Raw genomic sequence first — 13,842 nt, forward strand, 5'->3', positions numbered from 1 at the left:
CGTCCCTAATGTGCGCCTTCGTAGGCTTCTTCACCCTCACCAAGGCTGTCCTTGTCGAGGTATTTTCCAACGCTGTCCGGCCCTTCCACGTATTCCAGATACGAACGGTACAGGAAAGCGATCGCGTGCAGGAACACCATGGCCGCAAAGGCCACCAGCAAGATCTTGAACAGGAAGTAGGCGTTGAATCCGTTTGGGCTGAACCCGATGGTTTCCACGTTCCAGCGCAACGCGCGGGACTTGGCCACCAGACGATCCAATGTGTCGCTGGCCGACGGCTTCGGCACGATCAGGTGCCGCCACATGAAGTACCAGCCGTACATCCAGGTCAGCACGGCCATTGGCATCATGAACAGCACCGCGCCGCACATATCCACCACGCGTTTGGCGCGGTGGCTGATGCCGGCGTAGATGAGGTCAACGCGCACATGGCCGCCCTGCACAAACGTGTAGGTACAGCACAGACAGACGACCATGGCGTTGTAAAGCTTCAGTTCTTCCGCAAACCAGCTGATATCCATCTGGAACGGAATACCCAGACCGAAGGACATGTCAGGGCGCGTAAACACTCGCTGCATGAAAACGATCACGATCTGCTGGACCACCATCAGAAGGCCCGCCCAGGCAAAGAACCGCCCGGTGGTGTTGGCGAACCCCTCAAGGCCTCGCACGATGGCCCACATGAAATTCCGGTAGTACAGCCCGATGGCCGTCAGAACCAGAAAGAACGTCAACACCACAAAGAAGAACTCGACAGAACCGCCGTAATAGACAAAGCGCATGATCGACGCCTTGTCAGACCAGTCCAGCCAGAGCTGCGGATGCGTGATGGCGTATCCGAAATTATAGAAAGCTTCGGCAATGTTCTGAATGAACCAGACCAGTCCATTCCACAGGGCGCCGAAGAACGAGATACCGTTTTCGTCCTGCATGTTGTCCCCAGGTCGTCTTCAGTTGCGCATGGATTATTGTTGCTTGCCCAAGTCTTCAAGCGCAACGGGAAAGGTTCCCCCGCCGCGCGGGGGAACCGGTTGTCCTTGGATCAGAAAGGCTTAGCCGCGAACACGGTCACGCTGAGCTGTGTAGACACCCGACGACAGGTTGTTCCAGGCAGACGAAGCAGCCATGGACGTCATGGCGCTGTCATGGATCTTCTTGAACAGCTCATCGCCCATGTTCTCGTCCAGAACTTCCTGGCTTGCCTGACCAAACGCGTCCCAGACACTGTCCGGGAATTCCAGAACCTTGACGCCACCGGCCTGCAGACGCTGCAGTGCTGCGCCATTGTTGGCGAGGAACTGCGCCAGGTTCCACTGGTGCGCTTCGGCGGCAGCGATCTCGATGATCTTCTGCTGCGCCGGGGTCAGTTCATTGAACACGTCGCGGTTGGTTGCCAGCGACAGACCTGCGCCCGGCTCGTGGAAGCCCGCAGTGTAGTAGGTCTTGGTGATTTCCTGGAAACCGGCCTTTTCGTCCGCCCATGGACCGATCCACTCGGTACCGTCGATCGCGCCGGACGACAGCGCCTGATACACTTCCGACCCCGGAATGTTCTGTACGGATGCGCCCAGTTTACCCAGTGCTTTGCCACCCAGGCCCGGCATGCGGAACTTCAGACCGTTGAAGTCTTCGGGGCTGTTGATCTCTTTCGAGTACCAGCCACCCGCCTGCGCACCGGTGTTACCGGCCAGGAAGGACTTCAGTCCAAAGATTTCGCCAAGTTCGTCATGCAGCTCCATACCGCCGTCATGATAGTACCAGTTCACCAGTTCCTGTGCCGTCATACCGAAAGGCACGGCCGTGAAGAACGCATAGCCCGGGTGCTGACCCACAAAGTAATAGTCGGCCGCGTGATACATGTCGGCCTGACCTGACGACACCGCGTCGAATACTTCGAACGCACCAACCAGTTCGCCTGCTGCCTTGATTTCAACATTCAGGCTGCCATCCGACATGGCATTGATGCTGTCGGCACAACGCTGCGCACTGTCAAACACACCCGCCAGACCACGACCCCACGAGGTCACCATGGTCAGAGTGCGCTGACCCTGCGCATAAGCCGGTGCCGCCAGTGCGGTCGCTGCAGCCGCCGAGCCGCCCAGCGCGGATTTTTTCAGAAATGAACGACGATCCATATGAGTGTTCCTCCCCTTCATAGTCACGGTCCGGCAAAACCGGACCTGTCGCATTCAGTGCGCGTCAGCCTAATGTGGCCGAAGTGAAAGGGAATACCTACTACTGCGTAGAGAATCGATTTCTTTGCTTTTTTCGACCAGAAATCGGGCGGTGAAGCCCGGCAATTACAATGATTATCGTTGTATTTGCCAGGCAAAGCCCAATCTTTTTGCATTTTCGCCGCTGCTTGCGTATCGATTCGTCCATGCAAAGACTCCGACATCTGGTCTCGCTGACCTATGCGCAGAAATTGTCACTGGTGGCAGCAATCCCGCTGGTGGTGGCCGTGGCGGCAATCGCTGTGCTTGTGGCATACGAGGCGCGCGCGACCGCCGAGCGTGAGATCAAGGCGCTGGAACGCAGTCTGATCGAAGCCAAGAAGGAAGAGTTGCGCAACTACGTGACACAGGCACGCAACGGGTTCGCGTACATCTATGGCCGGGCCGAGCCAGATGACGAGGTCGCAAAAAACCTCGTGTCCCAAATCCTTTCGGCAATGATCTACGGTCAGGATGGGTTCTTCTTTGTCTACGACTATAACGGCAACAATCTGGTCAGCCCGCGCCAGACGCAATTCATCAACCGAAACTGGGAAGGGCTGACTGACAGCGATGGTACCCCCATCGTCGATGAGTTCATCCGTCTCGCCCGCCAGGGGGCTGGTTGGCACAGCTTCATGTGGCAGAAGCCTTCGACCGGGGAAGAGGCACAGATGATCGCGTATGTCGTCGGGCTTCAGGACTGGCGCTGGGTTGTGGGCACCGGGGTTTTTATCGACGACATCGTTGCAACGGTGGCCAATGCAAGGGCCGAGGTCGAGGCCCGCGTTCAACGCACCTTCATGTATATCGGCGCGATCGTCGTGGCGGCAGTGCTCATCGTCTTTGCATCTGGCATGTTGCTGAACATCCGCGAACGGAGACTTGCGGACGCCAAGTTGAAGGAACTGACCCAGCGAGTCTTTGATGCCCAGGAAGAAGAACGAGGCCGGGTTGCCCGTGAATTGCATGACGGCATCAGCCAGATTCTGGTCGGTGTTCGTTACGCGCTGGACAACGCGCGGCGGCGCCTGTCCCGTGGCGATGACGCGGGCGCACGCGATCCACTGGACAAAGGGATTGACCATCTTGGCACCGCCATCACCGAGGTCCGCCGCATCAGTCGCGACCTGCGCCCCGGCGTGCTGGACGATCTGGGCCTCGGGCCTGCACTGAAAGCCCTGACCGACGATTTCCGGGACCGTACCGGGATCGAGACCGAATTCTCGACCGTGGTATTCCGCAACCGGCTGGATCAGGACAGCAAGATTGCACTGTATCGTATTGCCCAGGAAGCGCTGACCAATATCGAACGCCACTCGGGCGCCACACATGTTACGATAGACCTGCGCGGGCACAAGAAAGGTGCGACCATGCGGATCACCGACAATGGCCGGGGGTTGCGGACCGATCCGGGCACCCCCAGCACCGGGATCGGGTTGCGCAACATGCAAGAGCGCATCGAACAGCTTGACGGGTCCCTGCGCATTCTGTCATCACGCGGACCGCGTGGCGGCACTGTCATCGAAGTCAGCCTGCCGCTGAGCCACCTTCTGCCACCGCAGGAAGACGCAACTTCGAACCGAAAGGCCGGCACATGAGCGCCGAAAGCATCCGAGTTCTTATCGTCGACGACCATCCCATGGTGGCCGAGGGCATACAGTCCATCCTCGAAAGCTATGACGAGATCGAAGTGGTCGGTACGCTCGGCAGCGGACAGGCGGCAGTGGATCAGGCTGTTGATCTTGCCCCGGATGTGATCCTGATGGATTTGAACATGCCCGGCCTCGGCGGTCTCAGCGCCACGGAAATCATTCTGGAACGGCTGCCGGCAACGCGTGTCCTGATCCTTTCGATGCATGACAGTCCGGAATATATCTCGACCGCGCTCAGCCACGGTGCCAAAGGTTACGTGCTCAAGGATGTACCCACTGAAGAGATCAAGCAGGCCATTGATGCGGTGATGCGGGGTGAACAGTATCTGTGCACAGGCGCCAGCGGATCACTGAAGCCCAAAGGCGACAACGTTCGCGAAGCTCTGACCGGACGTGAACAGACCATTCTGCTGGAACTGGCGCAGGGCAAATCCAACAAGGAAGTTGCACAAACGCTGGATATTTCCGTGCGAACGGTCGAAACGCACCGCAAGAATATCAAGCGAAAACTCGGCATCTCTTCAACCGCCGGGCTTACACGCTACGCGTTGGAACACGGCGTACTGCAAGGTACTGGCGTCGGTTTCTGAATTTCGCGGGGCCGCAGCGCGCAGCGCTGCACGGCCCAACCAGAGGATACGCGCCGTAGGCGTGTTGACGATGGGCGGGAGCGCTACGCGCCGGGTTAGATACCCTCACCAAAAAAAACCAGTGTCCCGTCTTCGTCCAGAACGTGGAATTCACGCTGCTTGTACGGCTGGTTGAAGGGTGGCCGTACACGACCGTCGGGTAAGTCAGCCAACCCTTCACGCATGCTGTCATACAACCCGTCGATGTCTTCAACATCAATGTAGAATGACTGATCATCGCCCAGTGGCTTGCCGTCATCTCGGGGCGGGCACTCCAAAAGGCGGATCGCAACAGGACCACGTTTCAAAAAGGCATAATTGTCTTGCGTGAACCCACATGTGAACCCAAGGCGTTCGCAATAAAAGTCGATCTGGTCCTGCAGGGACGAGCACAACACAAATGGTGTTAGTTGCAAAATCTGAGGCATCTGAATCTCCGGGTAAGATACAGATGCATTCTACTAAGGCTGAACTTTCAATCCAGCAATTGATCTTTTCGCAGCCCCGCACGCTTGTAATGATACGGCAATACGCGGCCATACAACTGCTGCGTCCGTTCGACACCACCGCACATGCCTTCAGCCTCGACAAAGGAAAAGATGCCGACATAACGGCGGCGCTTGCCTCTGACAGGAGCGACCCGGTGCAGCGAATACCTTCCCTTGAAAATCTGCAAATCCCCCGGCTGTAACTCCAGCCGACGAACACGTGCCATGTTCCCATCAAGAACCGAGGCCACGAGTTCAAAGTTTTCATCCTCTGCCGAGCGCAGGTTGGGCGCGTATTCAAACGCACCGCCCACCTCTCCGTTTTGGATGGCCAGCGTCACGGTGTAGTTGTTGGTATCGAAATGCCAGGGAAAGCCCTGCCCTTCTTCCACGACATTGATGATCACGTCCGCCAACGGATCATCATAGCGAAAGAAGCGGTCCTCGGGTTCATTCAGGGCATCCCGGACAAAGGGAAGAAAACCGTCGAACTCGTACATACGACGCAGCGGTCCGGATTTCGAAAGATTGTCCGCCGGAACAAAGGCGTTCGAACGATCATAGAACCGGCGGATCGGGTGAGCGATGCCAAGCCTAGGATCGTCCTTCGTGAAATAGGCGTTTGTTCTATTGAAAGACCGGTGCGCCTTGGGCGCGACCTCATCGGCTTCTTGCACCAGAAGCTCGACCCCTGTCTCGTGCACGAAACCCGGCAGAACAGCACATCCATCCTGTTCCAATTCGCGTCTCAGGTCTTCGATCAGTCGATCATAAGCCGGAGAATCCGGACGATCGATCGGATAGCGTCCGAGATCAACCAGGTTCTGCAACATTTTTCGCCTCCGATTCCTACCCCTGCACGGTCAGCGTGGCGCAGAAAAACGCGTCGATCATGCCAGTTTCGGACATCGGCTTGACGCTTTCAGACCGTCACATCCGCGCTTGAAACCGTGAAACCGCAGGCTGAATTCCCGGAAATTCCCGACATGCGGCAATCTGCGCAATAAAATGTCGCAAAATACCGCCTCTGAGATAGAAAATTGGTGCAATTGCCTGTTGACGCCCCTTCCCCCCGAACATAATGTCCCCTCCAAGCAAAAAGGAGCCTCTGGCGATGAGAACGCTAGTCGTAATCGTAGGAACAACGCGCATGGGCCGGTAACGGTAAACCATAATCGAACCCATGCGCCTCCGAAAATCTCGGGGGCTTTTTTTTGTCGAACGCAAGACACATGTCGCGAACGGAGCAAAGCAGATGACACGTGAGATGACCGGCGCAAAGATGGTGGTTCAGGCCCTCAAGGATCAGGGCGTGGACACGGTATTCGGATACCCCGGTGGCGCCGTGCTACCCATCTATGATGAGATCTTTCTGCAAAACGACATTCGCCACATACTGGTGCGTCACGAACAAGGTGCGATCCACGCCGCCGAAGGCTATGCCCGATCGACCGGAAAACCGGGCGTCGCGCTTGTAACGTCCGGCCCCGGTGCCACCAATGCAGTCACCGGCCTGACCGATGCGTTGCTGGATTCAATCCCGATTGTGGTTCTGACCGGACAGGTCCCGACCTTCATGATCGGATCGGATGCGTTTCAGGAGGCCGACACCGTTGGCATCACCCGCCCCTGCACCAAGCATAACTGGCTGGTGAAGGACACGGACTCTCTTGCTGAAACCCTGCACGAAGCTTTCCACGTGGCCACCTCGGGACGTCCTGGTCCGGTGCTGATCGATATCCCGAAAGACGTGCAGTTCGCTTCTGGTGAGTATGCCAGCCCGAAACCTTCAACCTCGCATTACCAACCGACGATGAAAGGTGATCTGGAAGAGATCACAGAACTGGTTGCGGCAATAGAAACCGCCAAGAAACCTGTTTTCTATACCGGTGGCGGCGTTATCAATTCCGGTCCCGCGGCCAGCCAGTTGCTGCGTGAACTGGTGGACGCAACAGGGTTTCCGATCACGTCAACCCTGATGGGCCTTGGCGCCTACCCTGCCTCAGGTGAAAACTGGCTGGGGATGCTGGGGATGCATGGTCTCTACGAGGCCAATATGGCGATGCATGATTGCGATCTGATGATCAACATCGGTGCGCGGTTCGATGACCGGATCACCGGGCGTATCGATGCGTTCTCGCCGAACTCGAAGAAAGCACATATCGACATTGATCCGTCCTCAATCAACAAGGTCATTCGCGTGGACATCCCGATCGTCGGCGATGTGGCGCATGTGCTCGAGGATATTCTGAAGATCTGGAAGTCGCGCGGGCGCAAGACGGACGCCGCTAATGTCAAGCAGTGGCAAAACCAGATTGCGGAATGGCGCAAGATCAACTGCCTGGCGTTCACCAACAGCGAGAAGTCGATCAAGCCGCAATACGCACTGGAACGTCTTGAAGAACTGACGAAAAAGCATGATCGCTACATCACCACCGAGGTGGGTCAGCATCAGATGTGGGCGGCACAGTATCTCGGGTTCGAAGACCCCAACCGCTGGATGACATCCGGTGGTCTGGGCACCATGGGCTACGGCTTCCCCGCCTCGATCGGCGTTCAGATGGCACACCCGGACGCGCTGGTGATCAACGTCGCCGGTGAAGCATCATGGTTGATGAACATGCAGGAAATGGGCACCGCCGTTCAGTACCGCCTGCCGGTGAAACAGTTCATCCTGAACAACGAACGCCTCGGCATGGTCCGTCAGTGGCAGGAGTTACTGCATGGCGAGCGGTATTCACATTCATGGTCCGAGGCCCTGCCCGATTTCGTGAAACTGGCCGAGGCCTTCGGGGCCAAGGGGATCATCTGCAAGGATCCCGCCGATCTGGACGATGCGATCATGGAGATGATCAATTACGACGGTCCGGTGATCTTTGATTGTCTGGTCGAAAAGCACGAGAACTGCTTCCCCATGATCCCGTCGGGCAAGGCGCACAACGAGATGCTGTTGGGCGAGGCCGAGACGCAGGGCGTGATCGACTCCAAAGGTTCGGTGCTGGTTTAACAAAATTCGACGGATTTGGTTGGGCGCCGCGTTGCTCCCGACATCTCATGGATGATGAAAGGGACATAAATGTCTGCCCTACATATCAAAAAAGGCTCTACCCGCCATTCTGCCTATAACCTACGGCCCACCTTCTCGGACGTTCAAGAACGCCATACCATCGCGGTTCTGGTAGAAAACGAACCGGGTGTGCTGGCCCGTGTCATCGGCCTTTTCTCGGGACGTGGGTACAACATTGAAAGCCTGACGGTGGCCGAGGTTGATCACACCGGCCACCTGAGTCGCATCACCATCGTCACCACCGGCACCCCGCAGGTCATCGAACAGATCAAGGCGCAGCTTGGCAGGATTGTTTCGGTGCGTGACGTGCATGATCTGACCGTCGAGGGCGCATCAGTCGAACGTGAACTGGCGATCATCAAGGTCGTCGGCGAAGGTGACAAGCGGGTCGAAGCACTGCGACTGGCCGATATCTTCCGCGCCAATGTAGTCGACAGTACTCTGAATTCTTTCATTTTCGAGATCACCGGCGCGCCGGACAAGATCGACGCATTTGCCGATCTGATGCGCCCGCTGGGGTTGATGGAAATCGCCCGCACCGGCGTTGCTGCCCTGTTGCGTGGCGACTAAAGACCCGTCCCGCCTTGGGGTCATTGTGGCATCCAAGGCGGAAACACTTTTTAGGCTGAAGCAGCTCTGGGGACTCAACCCAAACGCACTCTATGCGCCAAAATTGCCATAAGGCCAGCTTTTCCAGATAAAGATCAGGCATTTCCAGATAAAGCCTATTGCCTTTACGCATAGGGCCGTTAGCCTTGTGGCCGCAACGCGACGTGGGGATACGTTGCTTGGGGTCATTCTGTACGATTTTTCGATGCGCACCGGGCTTTGGCTTCTGTGCGATGATGGTTTCTTCCGGAAACTAAGCAAGACGTGGGCACCCATGACCGACGACATTCGCAGTCCTGCTGAGCTTCGCGCAATGTTCGGTGCGAATCTTCGGCAATTGGCACGGCGATACCGATCTGTTTCGGCACTGTGCCGCAAACTTGGCGTGAACCGCACCCAATTCAACAGATACCTTTCGGGTGAAAGCGTACCCAGACCGGATGTGCTGGACCGCATATGCCGGTTCTTCGACGTGGACGCCCGCATTCTTCTGAAACCGTTGGATGAGATCGAAAAGATCGAGGAACACCCCGCAACTCCGGCCCTGACCGAGTTTCTGGGTTCTGGTGCGGATGCAATCGAGAAGTCCCCGTTTTTACCCGGGTTCTACGCGGTGATCGAAAGCCTCTCGGCTGAACGCCGGATGACCCTGTTGCACGCCCGCCCGCTGGCCCAATGCACGTTGATCCGTGGGTACGTGTCTCGCGCCGCGATGCCCGACGCAACACCAAAAGCACGGGAAATCCAGGGGATAGCGGCCTCAAGCGGCGACACTGTCTATATGCTGACTTCCCAGCGGGAAGGTCAGAATAGCCGGGTCTATCTGATTTCTCCTGACCCTACGGGAACGGCAGTTCAGTGGCGTGGGTCGGTCATCAGTCCGACAAACGCAACAATACCGGAACCCGTTGTGCTGAAATATCTTGGGCATGACTCGACGGCCATTTTTGCTGCTGCGCGATTGTCGACCAACAATGTGGCTCAGCTTCCGTAACCAACGTCTCAGGTTGGTGTTTCCCCTTCATCGTTCTGCGTGATCTGCCGGTACAGATGCCAGCTGGCATGCCCCAGCAGCGGTAGGACCACCAGCAACCCAAGAAACCAGGGCACCATCGCCAGAAATGTAAGCACCGCAATGAACGCGCCCCAGGCCAGCATCACAGGGAAGTTCTCTGACACGTAGGAGAAGCTGGTAATCATTGCCGTTACAAAGTCCAGTTCACGATCCAGCAGCAACGGAATCGACAGAACCGTGATCATATACAGAACGGTTGCAAAAACCGCCCCGACCGCCGTGCCCACTGCCAACATTGTCAGGCCATTCAGCGTCAGAAACACTTCGAGCGACGTCGACACATTGGTCATCGTCGCCAAACCCATGAACAGGGCAAAGATCATATGCCCCAGAAAAAACCAGAACAGAAACACGACGACTATGATCGCGCAGATCGAGGGCAACTGTCTGCGGCTTTGCTGCAGCACGACCCCGAAGATCGCGCCAAAATCGAGTGGCTCGCCTTGTTCCAACCTGTGCGATACCTCGTACAGACCAACAGCGGCAAAAGGGCCGATAAGCGGAAACCCGATGGCCGCCAGCACCAGCCAGAAGGTTGTTCCGGTCTGGACGGTTACCCATGCCATCGCCCAGCCAGCCAGCACGTAAACTCCGGCAAAGATCAGGCCGATTAGCGGTGCGCGGCGAAAGTCGGCCCAGGCACGCTTCAAAGCAGTGCGCAGCATGGCGGTATCGACCGGTCGCATATCCGGAACACCAAAGGGTTTGTCCATGTTGTCTTCCTCCTCCCCGACCGGCGTTATGGCATCGCCGGCCCCTTGTTTGGCCAGTTGGTTTCGGCGTGATATGACGCTCCGACCGACAGTAGTTTCTGGTCCGAGCCTCTGGGTCCGAACAGTTGAAACCCCATGGGAAGCCCCTGTGCACCAAATCCCGCAGGCGCAGCCAGACAAGGCAGGCCGATCAGGCTGACCGGTACCGTGACATGCATCCACCGGTGATAGGTATCCATGGCCCGGCCAGCGATCTCTGTCGGGTAAGGCAAATCAACCGAAAACGGCCAGACCTGAGCAGAAGGCAGAACCAATGCGTCAAACTGTTGGAACAGTTTCACCGCGCAACGGAACCATTCCGAGCGGATGACACTGGCGTGGTGCACGTCCATCGCACTCATCGCCAAACCCCGATCCAGCTCCCATTGTGCCGTGTCTTTCAAATGCTCTTTTTGCGAAGCCAAAGGTTCGAGCCCTGCGGCCACGCTGAACGACCGCAAGGTGATCCAGCTGGTCCATAGTTTTTCAGCATCGAAAGGCGGGGCGATGTCCTCGACCCGCGCTCCAAGAGTTTCGAAAACGTCCATCGCGTCTTTGCAGATGTCGAGAATACCGGACTCGGTCGGAAAAGCGCCTCCCCAGTCGCCAAGCCACCCGATCCGCAGCCCTTGCAAACCTGCGGCGGTCACCGGGGATACCGGGGCACTTTTAGCGGCCAACGGCAAGCGCGGGTCCGGACCCGAGATAACGTCGAGCAGAACACCCAGACCTTCGGGGCAGCGCGCCATGGGGCCCAGTGTCGACAACTGATGCAAAAAACTGTCGCCCACGGGATCGGAAGGCACCCTGCCCCAGCTTGGACGAAAGCCGTAAACATTGTTCCAGCCCGCCGGGTTGCGCAAGCTGCCCATCATGTCCGAGCCATCGGCCAATGCGACCATGCCGGTCGCCAAAGCAACCGCCGCCCCGCCGGACGAACCACCGCAGGTGAAATCGGCGTCATACGGATTGCGCGTTGCGCCATAGACCGGGTTGAAGGTGTGTGAGCCCAGCCCAAATTCCGGCGTATTGGTCTTGCCAATCAGGATAGCACCTGCGGCACGCATCCGGGTGGCAATCAGATCGTCAGTGTCCGGCACGAAGCCCTTGAACATCGGTGAACCCTGAGACGAGACGACACCAGCTACATTCACAAGATCCTTAACCGCAATCGGCAGACCGTGCAGTGGACCGGTGACAGGGCTATTGTCGCAGGCCTGCGCCTCGGCCATCAAATCACTTTCATCCCGCAGTGCGACGATGGCGTTCACTTCTCTGTTGACCTTGGCGATACGATCAAGTGTAGCCTGCATCACGTCCGAGGCTGAAACCTGCCGGCTGGCCAACTGTTTCAAAAGGTTTGTAGCCGATATCCGGGTCAGGTCCATGGCACGCCATTCTGCTGTTGTTTCCAGCAGCCTAGCGGGCAGTTCAGATCATTTAAACCCACTGTTTGGATGTATCTTTTCAATAACGTCCCAGGCGGCAATGTCAGCGGGCTGCTCTGTGAAAATGCAGGTTGCTGTCGACCCCAAGCCAGTGACGCAGGCAAAGAGCAATCGCCATGCAGCTGAGCACCAGCCAGATCCCGCCCCACAACATGGTGGAGCCGCCGAACTCCTCGGCCAGCATGAATGCATCCGAACGCGCACCGGACCGTCGGATCGTGTCATCGAAGATGTCGAAAGGGACATAGATCATGCTGGTCAATCCGATCACGCGCAGCACCAGATCGCTCACATCCGGGCGCAGATACCACGCCGTAGCGATCATCACAGCCCCGGTTCCGATGCTGAAAGCCAAGGCGAACGGGTCGCGGATATACAGAACTGTCACCAGACACATGACGCCGCCAAAACCCGCCAGAACGGCGCGGTCGGCCTTTGTTCGCAAGGCAAGGATCAAAAAGGCCATGCCAAGCAACAGTGAGCCAAGATATCCGGCAGACAGGCTGAGAAACCGGTTGCCGCCCCGGCCGACGACCACTCCGCCCTGTTGCGATGAGATCGAAAAACTTTCGACAGAGCCGCCGGTCAACAGGATCGTCACGGCATGGGACAACTCATGCAAAAAGACGACCAGTATCTTCAGCGGAACCACGACCGGTGTGTTCCAAAGCAAAAAGACCAAAGTTGTGATCAGGATAAGCTGCCAATGCCCTTTCAGAAGGTTCAGGAAAGGGCTGTTACGCTTCACCCTAGCTGTCGCCCTGCGCCTCGGAGCGGCTCTTGCCTGCAACGTTCAGGGCCAGTGTGGCCGCCATGAACCCGTCCAGATCGCCGTCCAACACACCTTTGGTGTCCGAGGTCTCATAATTGGTCCGCAGGTCTTTGACCATCTGGTACGGCTGCAAGACGTATGACCGGATCTGGTTGCCCCAGCCCGCATCGCCCTTGGCTTCGTGTGCTGCGTTGATGTCGGCGTTCCGGCGGTCAAGTTCCAGTTGATACAAACGCGATTTCAGAGCCTTCATGGCGATATCGCGGTTCTGGTGCTGCGACTTCTCGGATGAGGTCACAACAATCCCGGTCGGAATGTGCGTGATCCGAACAGCCGAGTCCGTGGTGTTCACGTGCTGACCGCCCGCCCCCGATGACCGGTAGGTGTCGATGCGGATATCCGCAGGGTTCACCTCGATCTCGATATTGTCGTCCACCACCGGATAAACCCAGACCGAACAGAAGGAGGTGTGCCGCTTGGCCGCGGAGTCAAAAGGTGAAATCCGCACCAGCCGGTGTACGCCGCTTTCGGATTTCAGCCAGCCATAAGCGTTGTGGCCGGAAATCTTGTACGCAGCAGATTTGATCCCTGCCTCTTCGCCCGGGGTTTCGGACTGAAGCTCGACCGTATACCCTTTTTTTTCGGCCCAGCGCACATACATCCGCGCCAGCATCGAGGCCCAGTCGCAGCTTTCAGTTCCGCCCGCGCCCGAGTTGATCTCGAGGAAGGTGTCGTTGCTGTCGGCCTCGCCGTCCAACAGTGCCTCAAGCTCTTTCTTTGCGGCTTTGCCACGCAGCGCCTTGATCGCGGCCTCGGCGTCCTGGACGACCTCTTCGTCCTCTTCCATTTCGCCCAGCTCAATCAGTTCGATATTGTCGCTGAGATCGGTTTTGATGGACTCATAGGTCTCGATCGCGTCGACCAGCATCTGCCGCTCGCGCATCAGTTTCTGCGCCTTTTCGGGATTGTCCCACAGGTTGGGATCTTCGACACGCGCATTGAATTCCTCAAGGCGATGCGGCGCGGTCTCATAGTCCATGCGCTGCGCCAGCAGCTCCAGCGACTTTTCGATTTCCGCTATGATGTTCTGGGTTTCGGCGCGCATGGTCTTGTCCCAACTTGCTCAATCAGGCC

At 57.4% G+C, this 13,842-nt stretch carries 13 protein-coding genes; 5 read left to right on the top strand and 8 right to left on the bottom strand.

Features of this window, described 5'->3' with window-relative positions; all coding sequences use genetic code 11:
* Positions 1 to 5 precede the first annotated feature (5 nt).
* Positions 6 to 932, bottom strand: a complete 927-nt coding sequence (locus AC2FJB_RS00870) for a TRAP transporter small permease subunit (protein ID WP_496718521.1) — start codon at positions 930 to 932, stop codon at positions 6 to 8.
* Positions 933 to 1,052: 120 nt separating this feature from the next.
* On the bottom strand, positions 1,053 to 2,135 hold the full coding sequence (locus tag AC2FJB_RS00875) for a TRAP transporter substrate-binding protein (protein ID WP_117868673.1): 1,083 nt from the start codon (positions 2,133 to 2,135) through the stop codon (positions 1,053 to 1,055).
* Positions 2,136 to 2,380: 245 nt separating this feature from the next.
* On the opposite strand from AC2FJB_RS00875, the gene AC2FJB_RS00880 reads away from it, so the two are divergent.
* Together AC2FJB_RS00880 and AC2FJB_RS00885 are read left to right on the top strand one after the other, a co-directional pair.
* On the top strand, positions 2,381 to 3,814 hold the full coding sequence (locus AC2FJB_RS00880; protein WP_496671238.1) for a cache domain-containing protein: 1,434 nt from the start codon (positions 2,381 to 2,383) through the stop codon (positions 3,812 to 3,814).
* Positions 3,811 to 4,458 carry a response regulator transcription factor gene (locus tag AC2FJB_RS00885; RefSeq protein WP_117868672.1) on the top strand — a complete coding sequence of 216 codons (648 nt, stop codon included), beginning with the start codon at positions 3,811 to 3,813 and terminating at the stop codon, positions 4,456 to 4,458. Before AC2FJB_RS00880 ends, AC2FJB_RS00885 begins: the two co-directional genes overlap by 4 nt.
* Positions 4,459 to 4,553: 95 nt before the next feature.
* Here the strand turns inward: AC2FJB_RS00885 and AC2FJB_RS00890 are convergent, their stop codons facing one another.
* Together AC2FJB_RS00890 and AC2FJB_RS00895 are read right to left on the bottom strand one after the other, a co-directional pair.
* Positions 4,554 to 4,925, bottom strand: a complete 372-nt coding sequence (locus tag AC2FJB_RS00890) for a bleomycin resistance protein (protein WP_299893923.1) — start codon at positions 4,923 to 4,925, stop codon at positions 4,554 to 4,556.
* Positions 4,926 to 4,972: 47 nt separating this feature from the next.
* Positions 4,973 to 5,818: a HalD/BesD family halogenase gene (locus AC2FJB_RS00895; protein WP_496718522.1), complete on the bottom strand. Its 846-nt coding sequence runs from the start codon at positions 5,816 to 5,818 to the stop codon at positions 4,973 to 4,975.
* Positions 5,819 to 6,240: 422 nt separating this feature from the next.
* Between AC2FJB_RS00895 and AC2FJB_RS00900 the strand changes: the two genes are divergently transcribed.
* The 3 genes from AC2FJB_RS00900 (at position 6,241) to AC2FJB_RS00910 (ending at position 9,655) form a co-directional block, all read left to right on the top strand.
* On the top strand, positions 6,241 to 7,992 hold the full coding sequence (locus AC2FJB_RS00900; RefSeq protein ID WP_117868668.1) for an acetolactate synthase 3 large subunit: 1,752 nt from the start codon (positions 6,241 to 6,243) through the stop codon (positions 7,990 to 7,992).
* A 69-nt stretch (positions 7,993 to 8,061) separates the two neighbouring features.
* Entirely contained in the window at positions 8,062 to 8,622 is a 561-nt protein-coding gene (ilvN, locus tag AC2FJB_RS00905; RefSeq protein WP_117868667.1) for an acetolactate synthase small subunit, read from the top strand.
* Positions 8,623 to 8,935: 313 nt separating this feature from the next.
* Positions 8,936 to 9,655, top strand: a complete 720-nt coding sequence (locus AC2FJB_RS00910) for a helix-turn-helix domain-containing protein (protein WP_496718524.1) — start codon at positions 8,936 to 8,938, stop codon at positions 9,653 to 9,655.
* Positions 9,656 to 9,663: 8 nt separating this feature from the next.
* On the opposite strand, the gene AC2FJB_RS00915 is transcribed toward AC2FJB_RS00910, so the two are convergent.
* From AC2FJB_RS00915 to prfB, 4 genes are all read right to left on the bottom strand, one after another.
* Positions 9,664 to 10,449 (bottom strand): DUF2189 domain-containing protein, encoded by a 786-nt coding sequence (locus AC2FJB_RS00915; protein ID WP_117868665.1) that lies wholly within the window; start codon positions 10,447 to 10,449, stop codon positions 9,664 to 9,666.
* Between the two features lie 26 nt (positions 10,450 to 10,475).
* Positions 10,476 to 11,876 (bottom strand): amidase, encoded by a 1,401-nt coding sequence (locus AC2FJB_RS00920; RefSeq protein WP_496718525.1) that lies wholly within the window; start codon positions 11,874 to 11,876, stop codon positions 10,476 to 10,478.
* Positions 11,877 to 11,979: 103 nt separating this feature from the next.
* The gene (locus AC2FJB_RS00925; RefSeq protein ID WP_496718526.1) at positions 11,980 to 12,684 is read right to left on the bottom strand and encodes a M50 family metallopeptidase; all 705 of its coding nucleotides are present in this window, start codon (positions 12,682 to 12,684) and stop codon (positions 11,980 to 11,982) included.
* A gap of 1 nt (position 12,685) precedes the next feature.
* The gene (gene prfB / locus AC2FJB_RS00930) at positions 12,686 to 13,813 is read right to left on the bottom strand and encodes a peptide chain release factor 2 (protein WP_496718527.1); all 1,128 of its coding nucleotides are present in this window, start codon (positions 13,811 to 13,813) and stop codon (positions 12,686 to 12,688) included.
* Positions 13,814 to 13,842: the final 29 nt, after the last annotated feature.

Source organism: Ruegeria sp. CDSC085, from assembly GCF_059610465.1.